The sequence below is a fragment of the Streptomyces sp. NPDC051286 genome (assembly GCF_044455345.1).
GTDB lineage: Bacteria > Actinomycetota > Actinomycetes > Streptomycetales > Streptomycetaceae > Streptomyces.
In genome coordinates, this window is record NZ_JBITER010000015.1 from 81,104 (window position 1) to 97,920 (window position 16,817).

At 70.1% G+C, this 16,817-nt stretch carries 16 protein-coding genes and 1 pseudogene; 7 read left to right on the top strand and 10 right to left on the bottom strand.

Features of this window, described 5'->3' with window-relative positions; translation table 11 throughout:
* Nucleotides 1-3 precede the first annotated feature (3 nt).
* The 3 genes from galT to galK are packed head-to-tail and all read left to right on the top strand — an operon-like array spanning nucleotide 4 to nucleotide 3,187.
* Nucleotides 4-1,047, top strand: coding sequence for a galactose-1-phosphate uridylyltransferase (gene galT / locus ACIBB8_RS17525; protein WP_398952967.1), 1,044 nt, complete (start codon nucleotides 4-6; stop codon nucleotides 1,045-1,047).
* Complete coding sequence (gene galE, locus ACIBB8_RS17530) at nucleotides 1,044-2,024, top strand: UDP-glucose 4-epimerase GalE (RefSeq protein ID WP_398952969.1); 981 nt, start codon at nucleotides 1,044-1,046, stop codon at nucleotides 2,022-2,024. Before galT ends, galE begins: the two co-directional genes overlap by 4 nt.
* Nucleotides 2,021-3,187: a galactokinase gene (gene galK / locus ACIBB8_RS17535; protein ID WP_398952971.1), complete on the top strand. Its 1,167-nt coding sequence runs from the start codon at nucleotides 2,021-2,023 to the stop codon at nucleotides 3,185-3,187. Before galE ends, galK begins: the two co-directional genes overlap by 4 nt.
* 4 nt (nucleotides 3,188-3,191) lie before the next feature.
* Here galK and ACIBB8_RS17540 read toward each other — a convergent pair.
* Nucleotides 3,192-3,623 (bottom strand): annotated as a pseudogene (locus tag ACIBB8_RS17540) (GNAT family N-acetyltransferase); the annotation flags it as partial.
* 281 nt (nucleotides 3,624-3,904) lie between these two features.
* Between ACIBB8_RS17540 and ACIBB8_RS17545 the strand changes: the two are divergent.
* Nucleotides 3,905-4,690 (top strand): LuxR C-terminal-related transcriptional regulator, encoded by a 786-nt coding sequence (locus ACIBB8_RS17545; RefSeq protein WP_398952973.1) that lies wholly within the window; start codon nucleotides 3,905-3,907, stop codon nucleotides 4,688-4,690.
* Here the strand turns inward: ACIBB8_RS17545 and ACIBB8_RS17550 are convergent.
* The gene (locus ACIBB8_RS17550; RefSeq protein WP_345517702.1) at nucleotides 4,649-5,146 is read right to left on the bottom strand and encodes a MarR family transcriptional regulator; all 498 of its coding nucleotides are present in this window, start codon (nucleotides 5,144-5,146) and stop codon (nucleotides 4,649-4,651) included. The two genes, ACIBB8_RS17545 and ACIBB8_RS17550, sit on opposite strands and share 42 nt — an antisense overlap.
* A gap of 88 nt (nucleotides 5,147-5,234) precedes the next feature.
* Between ACIBB8_RS17550 and ACIBB8_RS17555 the strand changes: the two genes are divergently transcribed.
* Both ACIBB8_RS17555 and ACIBB8_RS17560 read left to right on the top strand, forming a co-directional pair.
* Nucleotides 5,235-6,032 carry a trans-aconitate 2-methyltransferase gene (locus ACIBB8_RS17555; protein WP_398952975.1) on the top strand — a complete coding sequence of 266 codons (798 nt, stop codon included), beginning with the start codon at nucleotides 5,235-5,237 and terminating at the stop codon, nucleotides 6,030-6,032.
* Nucleotides 6,032-6,397, top strand: a complete 366-nt coding sequence (locus ACIBB8_RS17560; RefSeq protein WP_398952977.1) for a VOC family protein — start codon at nucleotides 6,032-6,034, stop codon at nucleotides 6,395-6,397. Before ACIBB8_RS17555 ends, ACIBB8_RS17560 begins: the two co-directional genes overlap by 1 nt.
* A gap of 68 nt (nucleotides 6,398-6,465) precedes the next feature.
* Here ACIBB8_RS17560 and ACIBB8_RS17565 read toward each other — a convergent pair whose 3' ends face one another.
* From ACIBB8_RS17565 to ACIBB8_RS17580, 4 genes are all read right to left on the bottom strand, one after another.
* Nucleotides 6,466-8,241, bottom strand: a complete 1,776-nt coding sequence (locus ACIBB8_RS17565; RefSeq protein WP_398952979.1) for an FG-GAP repeat domain-containing protein — start codon at nucleotides 8,239-8,241, stop codon at nucleotides 6,466-6,468.
* 228 nt (nucleotides 8,242-8,469) lie between these two features.
* Complete coding sequence (locus tag ACIBB8_RS17570; protein WP_398952981.1) at nucleotides 8,470-8,874, bottom strand: hypothetical protein; 405 nt, start codon at nucleotides 8,872-8,874, stop codon at nucleotides 8,470-8,472.
* A gap of 103 nt (nucleotides 8,875-8,977) precedes the next feature.
* Nucleotides 8,978-9,664, bottom strand: coding sequence for a TetR family transcriptional regulator (locus tag ACIBB8_RS17575; RefSeq protein WP_398952983.1), 687 nt, complete (start codon nucleotides 9,662-9,664; stop codon nucleotides 8,978-8,980).
* On the bottom strand, nucleotides 9,661-10,659 hold the full coding sequence (locus ACIBB8_RS17580; RefSeq protein ID WP_398952985.1) for an acyl-CoA desaturase: 999 nt from the start codon (nucleotides 10,657-10,659) through the stop codon (nucleotides 9,661-9,663). The genes ACIBB8_RS17575 and ACIBB8_RS17580 overlap by 4 nt, the downstream gene beginning before the upstream one ends.
* A gap of 314 nt (nucleotides 10,660-10,973) precedes the next feature.
* On the opposite strand from ACIBB8_RS17580, the gene ppc reads away from it, so the two are divergent.
* On the top strand, nucleotides 10,974-13,703 hold the full coding sequence (gene ppc, locus ACIBB8_RS17585; RefSeq protein WP_398952986.1) for a phosphoenolpyruvate carboxylase: 2,730 nt from the start codon (nucleotides 10,974-10,976) through the stop codon (nucleotides 13,701-13,703).
* Nucleotides 13,704-13,772: 69 nt separating this feature from the next.
* Here the strand turns inward: ppc and ACIBB8_RS17590 are convergent, their stop codons facing one another.
* The 4 genes from ACIBB8_RS17590 to ACIBB8_RS17605 form a co-directional block, all read right to left on the bottom strand.
* Entirely contained in the window at nucleotides 13,773-14,540 is a 768-nt protein-coding gene (locus tag ACIBB8_RS17590; RefSeq protein WP_398952988.1) for an LPXTG cell wall anchor domain-containing protein, read from the bottom strand.
* 239 nt (nucleotides 14,541-14,779) lie between these two features.
* Entirely contained in the window at nucleotides 14,780-15,250 is a 471-nt protein-coding gene (locus tag ACIBB8_RS17595; protein WP_398952990.1) for a hypothetical protein, read from the bottom strand.
* Nucleotides 15,251-15,336: 86 nt separating this feature from the next.
* Nucleotides 15,337-15,930 (bottom strand): aminoacyl-tRNA hydrolase, encoded by a 594-nt coding sequence (gene pth, locus ACIBB8_RS17600; RefSeq protein ID WP_398952992.1) that lies wholly within the window; start codon nucleotides 15,928-15,930, stop codon nucleotides 15,337-15,339.
* A 127-nt stretch (nucleotides 15,931-16,057) separates the two neighbouring features.
* Nucleotides 16,058-16,642: a 50S ribosomal protein L25/general stress protein Ctc gene (locus tag ACIBB8_RS17605; RefSeq protein ID WP_398952993.1), complete on the bottom strand. Its 585-nt coding sequence runs from the start codon at nucleotides 16,640-16,642 to the stop codon at nucleotides 16,058-16,060.
* Nucleotides 16,643-16,817 lie beyond the last annotated feature (175 nt).

The window sequence follows — 16,817 nt, forward strand, 5'->3', positions numbered from 1 at the left end:
CTCGTGAAGAAGACGGTTACCACGCTCGCCGACGGCCGGGAGCTGCTCTATTACGACAGTCGCGACGACGTGGTCCGGGGCGCTGTCGACCGGCGGCCGCTCGATGCCGTCTCGACCTCATCGGAAGTCCGCCGCGACCCCCTTCTCGGGGACAGCGTCGCCATCGCCTCGCACCGCCAGGGGCGCACGTACCACCCGCCGGCCGACGAGTGCCCGCTCTGCCCGTCCCGGGACGGGCGGCTCAGCGAGATCCCCGACGACAGTTACGACGTGGCCGTCTTCGAGAACCGCTTCCCCTCGCTCGCCGGGGACTCCGGCCGCTGCGAGGTCGTCTGCTTCACCTCCGACCACGAGGCGTCCTTCGCCGACCTCACCGAGGAGCAGGCCGGCCTGGTCCTGGAGGCATGGACCGACCGCACGGCCGAACTCGCCGAGCTTCCGCAGGTCAAGCAGGTGTTCTGCTTCGAGAACCGGGGCGCCGAGATCGGTGTGACGCTCGGCCATCCGCACGGGCAGATCTACGCGTACCCGTTCGTCACCCCGCGCACCGAGCTGATGCTCCGCTCGATGGAGGCGCACCGCGGGCGGACCGGCCGCAACCTCTTCGACGACGTCGTGGCCCGCGAGCTGACCGACGGCGAGCGGATCGTGCTGACCGGTGAGCACTGGGTGGCGTTCGTGCCCTACGCGGCCCACTGGCCGTACGAGATCCACCTCCACCCGCGCCGGCGCGTCCCCGACCTGCGCGAACTCGACGATGCCGCGCGCACGGAGTTCGCGCAGATCTATCTGGAACTCTTGAGGCGATTCGACCGGATCTTCGGCCCCGGTGAGCCGCCGACGCCGTACATCTCGGCCTGGCACCAGGCGCCGTTCGGGGTGCCGGGGCGGGAGGAGTTCGGGCTCCACCTCGAGCTTTTCACCATCCGACGTACTTCCGGCAAGCTGAAGTTCCTCGCGGGTTCCGAGTCCGGCATGAATGTGTTCATCAACGATGTGCCGCCGGAGGCCGCGGCACAGCGACTGCGAGAGGTAGCGAGCGAGTGAGCAAGCCCCAGAAGAAGTACCTGGTCACGGGTGGCGCGGGATATGTCGGCAGCGTGGTGGCCGCGCATCTTCTGGAGGCCGGTCACGCGGTGACCGTCCTCGACGACCTGTCGACCGGGTTCCGGGAGGGTATCCCGGCCGGGGCCGAGTTCATCGAGGGCCGTATCCAGGAAGCCGCCCGCTGGCTGGACTCCTCCTACGACGGGGTGCTGCACTTCGCCGCGTACTCCCAGGTCGGCGAGTCCGTCACCGACCCGGAGAAGTACTGGGTGAACAACGTCGGCGGATCCGTCGCGCTGCTCGCCGCGATGCGTGACGCGGGGGTCCGCACCCTGGTCTTCTCCTCCACCGCCGCGACCTACGGCGAACCGGTCTCCAGCCTCATCACGGAGTCCGACCCGACCGCTCCCACCAGCCCGTACGGCGCCACGAAGCTGGCCGTCGACCACATGATCACCGGCGAGGCGGCCGCGCACGGACTGGCCGCGGTCTCGCTGCGGTACTTCAACGTGGCGGGTGCGTACGGCAGTTGCGGCGAACGCCACAGCCCGGAATCGCACCTCATCCCGCTCGTGCTTCAGGTCGCGCTCGGGCAGCGCGAGTCGATCTCCGTGTACGGCGACGACTACCCGACCCCCGACGGGTCCTGCGTACGCGACTACATCCACGTCGCCGATCTTGCCGAGGCCCACCTCCTCGCCCTGGACGCGGCCACCGCGGGCGAGCACCTGATCTGCAACCTGGGCAACGGAAACGGTTTCTCGGTGCGCGAGGTCATCGAGACCGTCCGCAAGGTCACCGGCCACCCGGTCCCCGAGACCATGGCCCCGCGCCGCGCCGGCGACCCCGCGGTGCTGGTCGCCTCCGCCACCACCGCCAGGGAGCGGCTCGGCTGGCAGCCGTCCCGCGCCGACCTGGCCGGAATCGTCTCCGACGCCTGGACGTTCGCCCGCCGAGAGGAGCCCACCGCCCCATGACCGACAACGCAGAGCTGATCACCGCTTTCACCGAGCTGTACGGCACCGCCCCCGAAGGAGTCTGGGCGGCCCCCGGCCGGGTCAACCTGATCGGCGAGTACACCGACTTCAACGACGGCTTCGTGATGCCGCTCGCGCTGCCGCACACCGCGCGCGCGGCCGTCGCCCGCCGCACCGACGGCGAGCTGCGGCTGCACTCCACCGACGTGCCGGGCGGTGTCGTCCAGCTGCGGGTCGACGAACTCGTACCGCACGAGGGCCACGGCTGGGCGGCGTACCCGGCCGGTGTCGTCTGGGCCCTGCGCGAGGCGGGCCACCAGGTCACCGGCGCGGACATCCAGCTGACCTCGACCGTCCCGACCGGCGCCGGGCTCTCCTCGTCGGCCGCCCTCGAAGTGGTCACGGCGCTCGCGCTGAACGACCTCTTCGAACTCGGCCTGTCCGCTGCCGAGCTGGCGGTGCTGGCGCAGCGTGCCGAGAACGCGTTCGTCGGCGTGCCGTGCGGGGTCATGGACCAGATGGCGTCGGCGTGCTGCGTCGAGGGCCACGCCCTGCACCTCGACACCCGCGACCTCACTCAGCGCCAGGTCCCGTTCGACCTGGCCGCGCACGGTCTGCAGCTGCTGGTGGTCGACACCCGGGTCAAGCACGCGCTGGGCGACGGCGCGTACGCGGAGCGGCGGGCCGGCTGCGAGGCGGGCGCCCGGGCGCTGGGCACAGGGACGCTGCGCGACCTTCCGTACGAGGGTCTGGGTGCCGCGCTCAAGACGCTCGCCGAGTCCGGCGCGGACGAGTCGGTCGTGCGGTACGTACGCCATGTGGTCAGCGACAACGCGCGGGTGGAGCAGGTCATCTCACTGCTCGACGCGGGCGAGGTGCGGGCCGCGGGACCGGTGCTCACCGCGGGGCATGTCTCGCTCCGAGACGATCTGCGGGTCTCCTGCCCGGAACTGGACCTGGTGGTCTCGACGGCGAACGCGTCCGGGGCGCTCGGTGCGCGGATGACCGGCGGTGGCTTCGGTGGTTCGGCGATCGTGCTGGTGGACGAGGCGGACGCGGACGCGGTCACCAAGTCGGTGCTGGAGGCGTTCACCTCGGCCGGGTACGCGACGCCCGGCGTCTTCCCGGCGGTCCCGTCGGCAGGCGCCCGTCGCATCGGGTGAAGGTCTTCGTCAGGATGAACTCGGTGACGCCGGGCGGGTAGTTGTCGACCTGCCCGATCACCTCGTAGCCCCGTTTCCGGTAGAAGTCCGGAGCCTGGAAACCCCAGGTCTCCAGCCGGGAGCGGGCGCAGCCGCGGTCCGTCATGGCCACCCGTTCCGCCTCGGCGAGCAGGCGCGAGCCGAGACCGGAACCGCGGTGGAGCGGGTCGACCCAGAGCAGATCCACATGGAGCCAGCAGGCCCAGGTGCGCCCGGCCAGTCCACCCGCCAGCGCACCTTCGCCGTCCATCGCCCAGACCTCCAGCGGGAGTTCGCGCTGGGCGGGCGTGGCGCACAGCGCGCGGAGCTCCGGGGAACTTTCCGTATTGCTGTGGTGCAGCCGCTCACCCAGCAGAAGGCGACGATCTTTGTCTACTTCTGTCTCAAGACGAAACATGAACCACACCCTAAACACCGAGGTTCATCAGTTCTGTGAATTGCCTTCCGCTCCGGGCCTCCGGCCGTACGCTGATGCTCAGCACCGGTGGGGGCCGGTGCTGATTCAGGGGTACGAGACAGTCGGGCACGACGCCCGGGGCGGGGTGGCAGTCGGCACACGGCGGCGGCCGTGGAACTGCGGTTCATCCTCATCGCTCCGGGCGTCGTGCCCGCACTGGTCCGTCCCGTTCGGGGGGGTCCTGGGGTGGCCCCGGAACTGATGCAGTGTGGGGGGTCCCTGTGGTTCGTATCCGGGTTCTCGTGGTGGACGACCACCGCATTTTCGCCGAGTCGCTCGCGGCTGCACTCGCGGCGGAACCGGACGTCGAGGTGGCGGCGGCGGGCAGCGGCCCGGCCGCGCTCCGGTGTCTGGAGCGGGCGGCCGCCGAAGGCCGTAGGTACGACGTGATCCTCGTCGATGCCGAACTGGGCATCCTGGCGACGGCCGCGGGACGCACCGTCCCCGGCCCGGTCCCGGTCCCCGCCCCGAGAAGTGGGGAACACGCCCCGGTCGACGGGATCTCGCTGGTCGCCGGGGTCCGCGCGGGCCAGCCGTCCGTGCGTACGGTGGTGCTCGCCGAGAAGGACGACCCGCGCCGGGCCGCGCTGGCGCTGCAGGCCGGGGCCTCCGGCTGGGTCGCCAAGGACTGCTCGCTGCAACGGCTGCTCGCGGTCATCCGGGGGGTGCTCCGCGACGAGACGCATCTGCCTCCGGCGCTGCTCACCGGTGTGCTGCGCGAACTGACGGCAGCCCGCAAGCACCGCACCGAGAGCGAGCAGCTGGTCGAGTCGCTGACCCCGCGCGAGCGCGAGGTGCTGCGCTGCATGGTGGCGGGGCTGGGCCGCAAGGCGGTGGCGGAGCGGCTGTACCTCTCCCCGCACACGGTGCGTACGCATATGCAGAACGTGCTGGGGAAGCTGGGTGTGCACTCGACGCTGGCCGCGGTGGCGCTGGCCCGACGCGCCGGTGTCGGACCGGCCGAGCTATCCGGGGATGTTGTCGAACGGGGCGGTCAACTGGCGTAGCAGGCCGGCCAGTTCGCCGCGTTGGTGGCGGGAGAGCTCGCCGAGGATGGCGCGCTCCTGGGCGAGCAGTCCGGCCAGCGACTGGTCGGCCTTGTCGCGCCCCTCCGCGGTGAGCCGGACCAGCACGCCGCGCCGGTCGCTGGGGTCGGGGAGCCGCTCGACGAGGTTCTTCTTGGTCAGCCGGTCGATGCGGTTGGTCATCGTGCCCGAGGTGACCAGCGTCTGGGTGAGCAGCTGACCGGGGGAGAGCTGGTACGGGGCCCCGGCGCGGCGCAGCGACGTCAGTACGTCGAACTCCCACGGCTCGAGATCGTGCTCGGAGAAGGCGATCCGGCGGGCCCGGTCGAGGTGACGGGCCAGGCGTGAGACGCGGCTGAGCACCTCAAGCGGTTCCACGTCGAGGTCGGGGCGCTCGCGACGCCATGCAGCGACCAGCCGGTCAACCTCGTCCTCCATGTGGATCAGTGTAATGGGTCTGTCGACATGAAGTCTCTTGAATCCGAGTGTCTTGACATCAAGATAACTTCCGCTGATCATGGCTGCCATGACGACACCGGCCTGGGATCCGCAGCAGTACCTGCGCCACGCGGACCACCGCACCCGCCCGTTCCAGGATCTCCTGTCCCGCATTCCGGAGCCCCCGGCCGCCCCTGCGCCCCGTATCGCGGACCTGGGCTGCGGCGCGGGAAACGTCACGGCACTCCTCGCGGCCCGCTGGCCGGCAGCCCGGATCACCGGGTACGACAACTCCCCCCAGATGCTGGAACAGGCCCGTGCCCACGCCACACCCCTCCTGGACTTCGCCGAGGCCGACGCGACGACCTGGACGCCGGTGGAACCGTACGACCTGATCGTCTCCAATGCCCTGCTCCAGTGGGTCCCCGGCCACGCCGGCCGCTTCCCCGACTGGCTGGACGGCATCACCCCGGGCGGCACGTTCGCCTTCCAGGTCCCCGGCAACTTCGACCAGCCGACCCACACCCTGATGCGCGAACTGGCGGAGTCCCCGCGCTGGCGCTCCCGCCTGACCGGCGTCCTGCGCCACGCCGACGCGGTCCTCAGCCCCACCGCCTATCTGGACGCTCTGACGGCCCCCGGCATCACGGCGGACGTCTGGGAGACCACGTACCTCCACCTCCTCCAGGGCGAGGACGCCGCCCTCGACTGGGTGAAGGGCACGGCTCTGCGCCCCGTCCTGACGGCGCTCGCGGACGACCCGGAGGCGCACGAGGCGTTCCTCACCGAATACCGGGACCTGCTGCGCACCGCGTACCCGAAGGGTCCGCACGGCACCGTTTTCCCGTTCCGCCGCATCTTCGCCGTCGCCCACAAGGAGAAGTGATGATCGCCGCCCTGGACCACGTCCAACTGGCCGCCCCGGCAGGCTCGGAGCCCGCCCTGCGCACGTACTACGTGGACGTCCTGGGAATGACCGAACTTCCCAAGCCCCCGGTCCTGGCGGCCCGCGGCGGCTGCTGGTTCCAGGCGGGCCCGGTCCAGCTCCATCTGGGCATCGAGAAGGATTTCCGCCCGGCGAGGAAGGCCCATCCCGGTTTGCGCGTCACGGACATCGAGGCGTACGCGTCCCGACTGGAGGCCCATGACGCGGAGGTCCGCTGGGACACCGGCCTGCCGGGCCACTTGCGCTTCTTCTCCCATGACCCGGTGGGCAACCGGCTGGAGTTCCTGGAGCCGGTGGGGGCCTGAACGCGCGAGGGCCCCGCCACCGGGTCTACCGGTGACAGGGCCCCGCCCGTGCGATGACGCGCCGCTGATCAGTTCAGGATGGAGTACGTTCCCCAGCCGCCGCCGATCCTGACCGGGGCGGTGAACTGGCCGCTGCCGTTCGAGGTGTAGAGGTAGAGGCTGCCGTTGCGGTCGACACCGACGAGGTCGGCCTTGCCGTCCCCGTTGAGGTCGCCGGGCGTGGCCAGCTTCGTGTACGTGTTCCAGCCCTTGCCGACGGGGAACGGCGACTGGAAGGGCCGGTACTTGTCGCCGGTGCCCCGGTACATTTTGAGGACCCCCGCGGAGTCGCGGGCCAGCAGGTCGGCACGGCCGTCACCGGTGAAGTCACCGGAGCCGATGATCACGTTGTACGTGTTCCAGCCGCCGCCGACCTTGATCCGGGCACCGAAACCGCTGCCCGTGCCGTTGCCGGGGTGGACGTACAGGTAGCCGCTGCTGTCGCGGGTCAGCAGGTCACCCTTGCCGTCGCCGGTCAGGTCGCCGGGGCCGACCGTGATGTTGTAGCTGCCCCAGCTGCTGCTGATCTTGGGAACGTCGTTCGGCGAGTAGCTGTAGTTGTAGACCCCGCCGTCGAACACCTCCAGCAGATCGACCAGGGTGTTCTCGTTGAGCGAGGAGACGTAGAGGGGCTTGGCACCCTTCCAGCTGCCGTCGTCGCTCGTCTTGTAGCGCGGGCTGAGGGTGCCGTTGTTCAGCGACCAGTAGGACCAGAGCGTGCCCTTGGTGTCGAGCCCGAGAAGGTCGTTCTTGCCGAAGTCCGGGTTGCCACCGGCACCGGCGAGGAGCGACGCCACGTTCAGGCCGGTGCCGCTCGCGACACGGGTCGCGAGTTCGCCGCCGTCGCCGGTGGCGAGATAGACGAAGACGTCACCGTTCACCGCGCGGGCGAGCAGGTCACCGCGGCCGTCACCGTTCAGGTCGTCGGCGCCGATGACCTGGTTGTAGATCTTCCAGCCGTGACCGACCCGGACGCGTTCCGCGAACGGGGCGGCCTTGGAGCCGGTGCCCGTGTAGAAGTACAGGTCGCCGGAGACGGTCCGCCCGTAGAGGTCGGCGATGCCGTCCCCGTTGACGTCGTTCGCCCCGATGAGCTGGTCGTACGTGCCCCAGCCCTTGCCGATCAGGACCCGCGCGGAGAACGGGGCGGTGGTCGTGTTGCCGGTGGCCGCGTACAGGTACAGCTCGCCCGCGGGCGTGCGGGCCAGCAGGTCGGACCGTCCGTCGCCGGTCAGGTCACCGGGGGAGAGGACCTTGTTGTAGATCTGCCAGCCCTTGCCGGTCCAGGCCACGTTGCCGGTGCCCGCCGCCGACATGCCCGCCCGGAACGAGAGCGAGCCGTACGGCGACAGGGTCAGGACGTCCGCGACCCCGTCACCCGTCTGGTCGCCGACCGGAATGATGTCCTTGTGCGCCGACGGAACCTTGCCGGGGATCTCGAACGCATACGCCTGATCGGCGGTGCTCGGCGAGATGGAGAGTTCGGCGTCGTACGTCCGGTAGATCAGGTCGGAGTAGCCGTCATCGTCGAAGTCCGCACGGGGCTTCGCCGCAACGACCGCGCCGCCCGCACCCTCCGCCGCTGCTGCCTTCTGCTTCTGGGCGGTGTGCTTCGGCAGGGCCAGGGTCGGCCGCAGGCCCGCCGAGGACGTGGGCCGCTCGGTCACGGTGCGGTGCGGTGCGGGAGCGTCATCGGCCGAAGCCGGGGCGGCCAGCAGCATGCCGGCCGAGAGAACAAGAGCGGTGCAGGCCGCGATCCGGCGCGCGCGCTTCGGGCGCGCCGGGACGGACCGGGTGGGTTCCACAGAAGACAAAGCCCCCCCAGGGGTAAGTGGTGGAACAGGGTCGAACGAGTTCACGGATGTGTTACATGCGTAGCGAACTGTTCCCGGGATGTTCACCGACTCTATAGCTGTCACGCACAGGATTGAAGTGGTTTAACGATGAGCAATCAGCGGGGTTTCTGCTGCTCGGAGCGGTAGGGCGGCAGTACAGAAGCCGCGGAGGCCGCAGCGGTGCGGCGTCACGGTGGGCTATGCGCCGCTCACGGCCTCGGTCACCAGCTCCAGATCCACCGGCATGACCGCGATCAGGACAGTCCCGTCCGATGACGCGCACTCCACGATCCGGGAACCCGGATTGATGACCAGACCCTCACGTGTCGATGCCGCGCGCACCGCGGTCCGGTGCAGATCCTCGGGGAGGACGACCACCGACCTGCCGTAGGCGGGGCGCCAGGTCAGGGGCTTCGCGTTGATCAGCAGCTGCCCGGGGCGCCAGCGGTTGCCGTGGGACGCCCGCTTGATCATGCACGGGATCCCGGTCGGTGCTCCGTCGGCCGCCCGGGCCGACCTCCGCCGGTGTCTGCGGCGGATCAGCATGCCGACGAGAGAACCGACGACGCCGAGCACCACACAATCGATCACGAATTCGATCACACCTGTATTGAAACAGGTGGGGACGCCGAGGGGATGAGCTCAGGCCGGCTCGCCGCTCGCCCGTCCGGCGCCGGCGTACCGCGTGCGGCCGGCTCCCGTCGGGTCAGTTCTTCCGGTGACCCATCAGGCGCGGCTTCGACTCCAGGTTCTCCAGGCCGTGCCAGGCCAGGTTCACCAGATGCGCCGCCACCTCCGCCTTCTTCGGCTTGCGGACGTTCAGCCACCACTGGCCCGTCAGCGCCACCATGCCGACCAGCGCCTGCGCGTACAGCGGGGCGAGTTTCGGGTCGAAGCCGCGGGCCTTGAACTCCAGCCCCAGGATGTCCTCGACCTGGGTGGCGATGTCGCTGATCAGGGAGGCGAACGTGCCGGTCGACTGGGCGACCGGGGAGTCACGGACCAGGATGCGGAAGCCGTCCGTGTACGTCTCGATGTAGTCGAGCAGCGCGAACGCCGCCTGTTCCAGGAGTTCGCGCGGGTGGCCGGCGGTCAGGGCGCTGGTGACCATGTCGAGGAGCTGGCGCATCTCGCGGTCGACCACGACGGCGTACAGGCCCTCCTTGCCGCCGAAGTGTTCGTAGACAACCGGCTTGGAGACGCCGGCGCGGGCCGCGATCTCCTCCACCGAGGTGCCTTCGAAACCCTTGTCGGCGAAGAGGGTGCGGCCGATGTCCAGCAACTGTTCGCGGCGTTCCTTGCCGGTCATCCTCACGCGGCGGGTACGCCGGGTGGAGGAGGGACGGTTCTTCTCATTGCTCGTGCTGCCGTCGGTCGCCACGTCGTCAATCATGCCGCGTCGGCGTGCGCGGACTCGCGCCGGGAGCCGATCCGGCGGGACTCGATCCGGGCGGAGTCCGGCCAGCGCACGTCGTACGCCCAGCCGAGCTTCTCGAACCAGCGGATCAGCCGGGCACTGGAATCGACCTGGCCCCTCATCACCCCGTGCCGGGCACTCGTCGGATCCGCGTGGTGCAGGTTGTGCCACGACTCGCCGCAGGAGAGGACCGACAGCCACCACACATTCCCGGACCGGTCACGGGACTTGAACGGGCGCTTGCCGACCGCGTGGCAGATGGAGTTGATCGACCAGGTGACGTGGTGCAGCAGCGCCACCCGTACGAGAGAGCCCCAGAAGAACGCCGTCGCCGCTCCCCACCACGACATCGTCACCAGACCGCCGACCAGCGGCGGGATCGCCAGCGACACGATCGTGAGGGTGAGGAAGTGGCGGGAGATCCCGCGGATCGCCGGGTCCTTGATCAGGTCCGGGGCGTATTTCTGCTGCGGGGTCTGCTCCTCGTCGAACATCCAGCCGATGTGCGCCCACCACAGCCCCTTCATCAGGGCAGGGAGCGTCTCGCCGAACCGCCACGGTGAGTGCGGGTCGCCCTCGGCGTCGGAGAAGCGGTGGTGCTTGCGGTGGTCGGCCACCCAGCGCACCAGCGGGCCCTCCACGGCCAGCGATCCGGCAACGGCCAGGGCGATACGGAGCGGGCGCTTCGCCTTGAAGGAGCCATGGGTGAAGTAGCGGTGGAAGCCGATCGTGATGCCGTGGCAGCCGATGAAGTACATCGCGACCAGCAGACCGAGATCGAGCCAGCTCACACCGCGGCCCCAGGCCAGCGGCACCGCCGCGACCAGGGCCATGAACGGCACCACGATGAACAGCAGCAGGGCGATCTGTTCGATCGACCGCTTGTTGTCGTTGCCGAGCGTGGCGGAAGGGAGGGCCGGACCGTCGGCCGCCGCCGGGGCGTCGTCGATCACATCGGGGCTGGTGTTCATGGGGAGTCCCCTGGAGGGTGAGGAGTACGAGGACAACTCTGGCTACGCATCCGTAACCTACGGTTTCGTAAGTATGGCAGCGCGGAGGCCCGCAGCACGAGAGCTGAGCCGACGGAGCCACCGCTCCACCGCGCCGACGAGGGCTGCGGGCAGCGCCGGCGGCACGGCACCTATCCTGGAAGCGTCGGACAGCGCGGTCCGCACTCTGCTTTCCCGGGGCGGCGACAGCACCGCTGTGCCCGCGGTCCCCGGACCCCCTTGTGGGGAGACGCTTCGCGACGCACCTCCTCAATCACTGCAAGGAGCCGCACACAGTGAGCAGTGCCGACCAGACCCCCGCCGCCAGCCCGGAGCTGCGCGCCGACATCCGACGCCTCGGCGATCTGCTGGGCGAGACCCTCGTACGTCAGGAGAGCCAGGAACTCCTCGACCTCGTCGAGCGTGTCCGCGCCCTGACCCGTACCGACGGTGAGGCAGCCGCCGAACTCCTCGGCGACACGGACCTGGAGACCGCCGCGCAGCTGGTGCGCGCCTTCTCCACCTACTTCCACCTCGCCAACGTCACCGAGCAGGTCCACCGCGCCCACGAGATGCGCGACCGGCGCGCCGCCGAGGGCGGTCTGCTGGCCCGTACCGCCGACCGGCTGAAGGACGCGGACCCCGAGCACCTGCGCGCGACCGTCAAGAACCTCAACGTACGGCCCGTCTTCACCGCGCACCCGACCGAGGCCGCGCGGCGCTCCGTGCTGAACAAGCTCCGCCGCATCGCCGAGCTGCTGGAGACCCCCGTCATCGAGGCCGACCGGCGCCGCCACGACCTGCGGCTCGCCGAGAACATCGACCTCATCTGGCAGACCGACGAGCTGCGCGTCGTCCGCCCGGAACCGGCCGACGAGGCCCGTAACGCCATCTACTACCTCGACGAGCTGCACGCCGACGCCGTCGGGGACGTACTCGAGGACCTCGCCGCCGAGCTGGAGCGGGTCGGCGTCGAACTGCCCGCGGGCACCCGCCCGCTGACCTTCGGCACCTGGATCGGCGGCGACCGCGACGGCAACCCCAACGTGACGCCCGCCGTCACCTGGGACGTGCTGATCCTGCAGCACGAGCACGGCATCACCGACGCGCTGGAGCTCATCGACAATCTGCGCGGACTGCTCTCCAACTCCATCCGCTACACGGGCGCCACCGACGAGCTGCTCACCTCCCTCCAGGCCGACCTGGAGCGGCTCCCCGAGATCAGCCCGCGCTACAAGCGACTGAACTCCGAGGAGCCGTACCGCCTCAAGGCCACCTGCATCCGGCAGAAGCTCCTCAACACCCGCGAGCGGCTGGCCAAGGGCACCCCGCACCGACCCGGCTGCGACTACCTCGGCACCGCCGAGCTCATCGAGGACCTGGTGCTCATCCAGACCTCGCTGCGCGAGCACCGCGGCGGTCTCTTCGCCGACGGCCGGATGAACCGCACGATCCGCACGCTCTCCGCGTTCGGTCTGCAGCTCGCCACCATGGACGTACGTGAGCACGCGGACGCCCACCACCACGCCCTCGGCCAGCTCTTCGACCGGCTCGGCGAGGAGTCCTGGCGGTACGCCGACATGCCGCGCGACTACCGGCAGAAGCTGCTCGCCAAGGAGCTCCGCTCGCGCCGCCCGCTCGCCCCGACCCCGGCCCCGCTGGACGCCGCGGGCGCGAAGACCCTCGGTGTCTTCCTCACCGTCAAGGAGGCGTTCGAGCGGTTCGGCCCCGAGGTCATCGAGTCGTACATCATCTCGATGTGCCAGGGCGCCGACGACGTCTTCGCCGCCGCCGTCCTCGCCCGCGAGGCCGGTCTGATCGATCTGCACAGCGGCTGGGCCAAGATCGGCATCGTTCCGCTCCTGGAGACCACCGACGAGCTGCGCGCCGCCGATGTGATCCTCGACGAGATGCTCGCCGACCCCTCGTACCGGCGGCTCGTCTCGCTCCGTGGCGACGTCCAGGAGGTCATGCTCGGGTACTCCGACTCCTCCAAGTTCGGCGGCATCACCACCTCGCAGTGGGAGATCCACCGGGCGCAGCGCCGGCTGCGTGACGTCGCACACCGCTACGGCGTTCGGCTGCGGCTCTTCCACGGCCGCGGCGGCACCGTCGGCCGTGGTGGCGGCCCTTCGCACGACGCGATCCTCGCGCAGCCGTGGGGCACGCTGGAGGGCGAGATCAAGGTGACCGAGCAGGGCGAGGTCATCTCCGACAAGTACCTCATCCCGGCGCTCGCCCGGGAGAACCTGGAGCTGACCGTCGCGGCCACCCTCCAGGCCTCCGCGCTGCACACCGCGCCCCGCCAGTCCGACGAGGCCCTGGCCCGCTGGGACGCGGCGATGGACACCGTCTCCGACGCCGCGCACGATGCCTACCGCAAGCTGGTCGAGGACCCGGACCTGCCGGCGTACTTCTTCGCGTCCACCCCGGTCGACCAGCTCGCCGAGCTGCACCTGGGTTCCCGCCCGTCGCGGCGCCCGGATTCCGGCGCCGGTCTCGACGGCCTGCGGGCCATCCCGTGGGTCTTCGGCTGGACCCAGTCGCGGCAGATCGTGCCGGGCTGGTACGGCGTCGGCTCGGGGCTCAAGGCGCTGCGCGAGGCCGGCCTGGACAGCGTTCTGGACGAGATGCACGAGCACTGGCACTTCTTCCGGAACTTCATCTCGAACGTGGAGATGACGCTCGCCAAGACCGACCTGCGGATCGCCCGCCACTATGTCGACACGCTCGTCCCCGACGAGCTGAAGCACGTCTTCGCCGACATCGAGGCCGAGCATGCGCTCACGGTGGAGGAAGTCCTGAAGGTCACCGGTGGGACCGAGCTGCTCGGCACCAGCCCCGTGCTCCAGCAGACGTTCGCCATCCGGGACGCCTACCTGGACCCGATCTCGTACCTCCAGGTCTCGCTGCTGGCCCGCCAGCGCCGTGCCGCCGAGCGCGGCGAGGAAGCCGACCCGCTGCTCGCCCGGGCGCTGCTGCTCACGGTGAACGGGGTCGCCGCGGGTCTGCGCAACACCGGCTGACCCTCTCACCCGCAGTACGACAGTGCCCCCACCGGACGTTTCCGGTGGGGGCACTGTGCTGCGCGGACGTCAGTGCTGCTGGGCCTTGCGGCGACGCATCACCAGGAAGCCGCCGGCCGCGGCGAGCACCGCGGCGACCGCCGCCATCGTGCCGACCGGGGCACTGCTTCCGGTCTCGGCGAGGTTGCCGGACGCGCCGCCCTGGGTGGCCGGGGCACCGGCCGGGGTGCTTTCCGAGGGGGACGGGGCGCCGGACGGCTGCTCGCCGCCGGGAGCGGACGGACTGGTGGACGGCGTGGCCGAGGGCTCCTCGCCGGGCTTCGTGGGCTCTTCGCCGGGCTTGGTCGGTTCCTCGCCGGGCTTGGTGGGCTCTTCGCCGGGCTTCGTGGGTTCTTCGCCGGGCTTGGTGGGTTCTTCGCCGGGCTTGCCCGGCTCGCAGTCGGTCTTGAAGACCTTGTGCTTGGCCTTGCCGTTCTCGCCCTCGAAGTTCCAGAACAGCTTGTACTGGCCGTTGGGCAGGGTCATGTCGGAGGTACGGCCGTGGCCGGAACCATCGAGCGCGAAGGCGCCCGTCTTGACCGTTTCGCCCTTGTCCAGGTCATTGTTGGCCCAGGCCTCGATGTGCCACTGGACCTTCTGGGCGGCGTCGAAGCCGAAGGCGTCGAGGTAGAAGGAGCAGACCTTCGGCTCGTTCCTGCGAAGCTCCTCGCCGGTCTTGGCGTCGTGGATCTTCACCGTGCCGTTGTCGCCCTTGGGCGTCGCGAGGGCGGAAGGTGCCAGCAGCAGCGAGGCGGTCACCGCGGTGACCAGAGCGCCGGCGGGAATGAATATGCGCATGGGCAGTCCAACGTAGGAGATGAGGGATGCCGTGGGGGGGTGGGGTCGGTCAAGCCTCTTGTGGTTGCTTCCGCCCGTCAAGGTTGATGTGTTCACATCCGTCCCTTGTGTAGCGCTCTGCCTCAATGGTTCCGGATAACGATCGGGCGACATCCGGTTCCGGTACGGGAGTCCACGCCTCGGGGCGTCCCGGGGGAAGGGCTCGGAGCGCGCGGTCCGGGAGCCGCTCAGAGCGAGGCTCAGAGGGCGACGAACGTCGCCACCAGCAGGGCCGCGCCCGCGATCCCGGTTCCCCACGCGGTCCGGGTGAGCCGCAGGCCGCCGCCGATGATCAGGGCGGCGAGCAGCAGTGCGCCGCCGAGCGGCACCCAGGAGTGCAGGAAGCCCGGCACCCCGGTGCGTACGGCCTCGTCGGTGCCGGGCTTCACGACGACCGGGAACCTGCCGCCCTTCTGCACAGCGACGGACCGCTCGATCGTCACACGCGAGCGCGCGGTGGCGTGCTCGGCGGGGGCGAACGGTCCCGTGCAGACGTCGGCGCCGCAGCCGGTGACGTTCATCGTGCCGTGCTCACGGCCCTTGGCGAGGACGATGTGCTGCGCCGAGGACCAGGACGACAGGACGCCCGCGACGAGCAACAGCAGGACGACGCAGCCCAGGGCGGCGCTGCGGCCGTAGAACAGTGCGCGGTGGGAGGTGCTCCGCTTCATGGGGAGCGATCCTTGGGCAGACGAACGCTGTCGGTCAACTTCCCGTCCGGCCCTGGTCGGAAATGGTCCGGGATCGCCCTGCTATCTCATGAGTTGTACGCGCTCTGTGCGCGCTCAAGACCCTCTGCGAGCAGGCACTCCACCGAGTCCGCCGCCCGGTCCACGAAATAGCCGAGCTCCTTGCGCTCGGTGGACGAGAAGTCCTTCAGGACGAAGTCGGCGACCTGCATCCGGCCCGGCGGGCGGCCGATCCCGAACCGGATCCGGTGGTAGTCGGACCCCATTGACTTGGTCATCGACTTGAGCCCGTTGTGCCCGTTGTCGCCGCCGCCCAGCTTCAGCCGGAGCGTCCCGTAGTCGATGTCCAGCTCGTCGTGGATCGCCACGATGTGATCGGTCGGCACCTTGTAGAAGTCGCGGAGCGCGGTGACGGGGCCGCCGGAGAGGTTCATGTACGACATCGGCTTGGCCAGGATCACGCGGCGGTTGGCCGGTCCGGGCGGGCCCATGCGGCCCTCGACGACCTGCGCCTGCGCCTTCTGGGCCCGCTTGAACTTCCCGCCGATCCGCTCGGCGAGGAGGTCGGCGACCATGAAGCCGACGTTGTGCCGCTGTGCCGCGTGCTCGGGGCCGGGGTTGCCGAGGCCCACGATGAGCCAGGGGTCGGTGGCGTCGGACATCTGCGCTCGGTCTCCTTCGCGTACGGATGGTTCCGGATGGCCCGGATACAGGCGGACGGGGCGGCGGGTCCCTGGGGAAGGAACCGCCGCCCCGTCAGTGAAGCAGGTGAAGCGGGGAGAACGAGGCTCAGGCCTCGGCGCCCTCGGCCTCGGCCTCGGCGGTCGGCTCCTCGGCCTGCGCGGTGACGACCTGCAGCACGACGGCGTCCTCGTCGCCGGCCAGCACGGAGCCGGCGGGCAGCGGGATGTCCTTGGCGACGATGGAGTCACCGGCGTCGAGGCCCGCGATGGAGACCGTGACGGACTCGGGGATGTGGGTGGCCTCGGCCTCGACGAGCAGGGTGCTCTGCACGTACTCGAGGAGGTTGCCGCCCGGGGCCAGCTCGCCCTCGACGTGCACGGCGACCTCGACGTTGACCTTCTCGCCGCGCTTGACGGTCAGCAGGTCGACGTGCTCGATGTCGCCCTTGAGCGGGTTGCGCTGCACGGCCTTCGGGATGACCAGCGTGTCCTTGCCGTCGAGCTCGAGGCCGATCAGGACGTTGGCGGTGCGGAGCGCAAGGAGCAGCTCGTGGGCCGGGAGGGTGACGTGGACCGGCTCGGCACCGTGGCCGTAGACGACCGCGGGGACCTGGTTGTCACGACGGGCGCGGCGGGCGGCGCCCTTGCCGAACTCGGTACGGGGCTGGGCGGCGAGCTTGATCTCGGCCATGACTGCACTCCTCGTGGGGTGACGAAAACTGGATGGTCACCCGGCCCACGACAGGCCTGCTACGAAGAGCGCGTCGATAACGGACCACCGTACCCATGAGTACGGCCTCCCTCGCCGAGCAACTCGCTGAGTCTACCCGGCGGGGAGGCCGCACCCAAAGTGGATCTTCTGGGTC

Bases quoted from the DNA above. Each gene is read 5' to 3' on its own strand.
- ACIBB8_RS17560 (WP_398952977.1), top strand. From the start codon at position 6,032: ATGATCGCCGCCCTGGACCACGTCCAACTGGCCGCCCCGGCAGGCTCG.
- ACIBB8_RS17595 (WP_398952990.1), bottom strand. From the start codon at position 15,250: ATGAAGCGGAGCACCTCCCACCGCGCACTGTTCTACGGCCGCAGCGCC.
- galK (WP_398952971.1), top strand. From the start codon at position 2,021: ATGACCGACAACGCAGAGCTGATCACCGCTTTCACCGAGCTGTACGGC.
- ACIBB8_RS17555 (WP_398952975.1), top strand. From the start codon at position 5,235: ATGACGACACCGGCCTGGGATCCGCAGCAGTACCTGCGCCACGCGGAC.
- ACIBB8_RS17590 (WP_398952988.1), bottom strand. From the start codon at position 14,540: ATGCGCATATTCATTCCCGCCGGCGCTCTGGTCACCGCGGTGACCGCC.
- pth (WP_398952992.1), bottom strand. From the start codon at position 15,930: ATGTCCGACGCCACCGACCCCTGGCTCATCGTGGGCCTCGGCAACCCC.
- ACIBB8_RS17575 (WP_398952983.1), bottom strand. From the start codon at position 9,664: ATGATTGACGACGTGGCGACCGACGGCAGCACGAGCAATGAGAAGAAC.
- ACIBB8_RS17605 (WP_398952993.1), bottom strand. From the start codon at position 16,642: ATGGCCGAGATCAAGCTCGCCGCCCAGCCCCGTACCGAGTTCGGCAAG.
- ACIBB8_RS17550 (WP_345517702.1), bottom strand. From the start codon at position 5,146: ATGGAGGACGAGGTTGACCGGCTGGTCGCTGCATGGCGTCGCGAGCGC.
- ACIBB8_RS17580 (WP_398952985.1), bottom strand. From the start codon at position 10,659: ATGAACACCAGCCCCGATGTGATCGACGACGCCCCGGCGGCGGCCGAC.